The organism is Sabulicella flocculans, assembly GCF_045449635.1.
In the GTDB taxonomy this organism is placed as follows: domain Bacteria; phylum Pseudomonadota; class Alphaproteobacteria; order Acetobacterales; family Acetobacteraceae; genus Roseococcus.
Map to the genome: position 1 here is coordinate 1 of NZ_JBJJBR010000067.1, position 454 is coordinate 454.

The following is a 454-nucleotide window of genomic DNA, read 5'->3' on the forward strand; positions in this document are numbered from 1 at the left end:
CCGTCTCGGTCTCGACCTGGAAGGCCGATCTTTATCGCCGGCTCTGGCTCGGCCGCGGCGATGCGGAGGGGTTCCCGCCCGGCTGGGTGCACCTGCCGCGCGGCGTCGAGGCCGAGTGGGTCAAGCAACTCGTCGCCGAGCAGCTGCGCACCACCAAGGATCGGCGCGGCTTCGCGCGGCAGGAATGGGCCAAGCTGCGAGAGCGCAACGAGGCCCTGGACTGCGCGGTGCTGGCGCGCGCCGCGCTCTGGCTGTTGGGCGCGGACCGCTATGGCGAGCGCTTCTGGGGGCAGCTGCGCGAGCAGATCGCAGATGCCCCGCTGGTGATGTCACAGCCCGAGCCGCCGCCTGCAGCCCCATCGCCGGCAACTCCCCCGCCGACGACCACGCGCCCCACCACCTGGCTCGCCCCGCGCAGCAACTGGCTGCGCTGACCGCTTCACCGCAGGCAGGC

At 73.1% G+C, this 454-nt stretch carries 1 protein-coding gene; it reads left to right on the forward strand.

What is annotated here, in order from left to right; all coding sequences use genetic code 11:
• Positions 1–434 (forward strand): terminase gpA endonuclease subunit (locus ACI6QG_RS19645; RefSeq protein ID WP_407026264.1); only part of this gene is annotated, 434 nt, incomplete at its 5' end.
• Between the last annotated feature and the right edge of the window lie 20 nt (positions 435–454).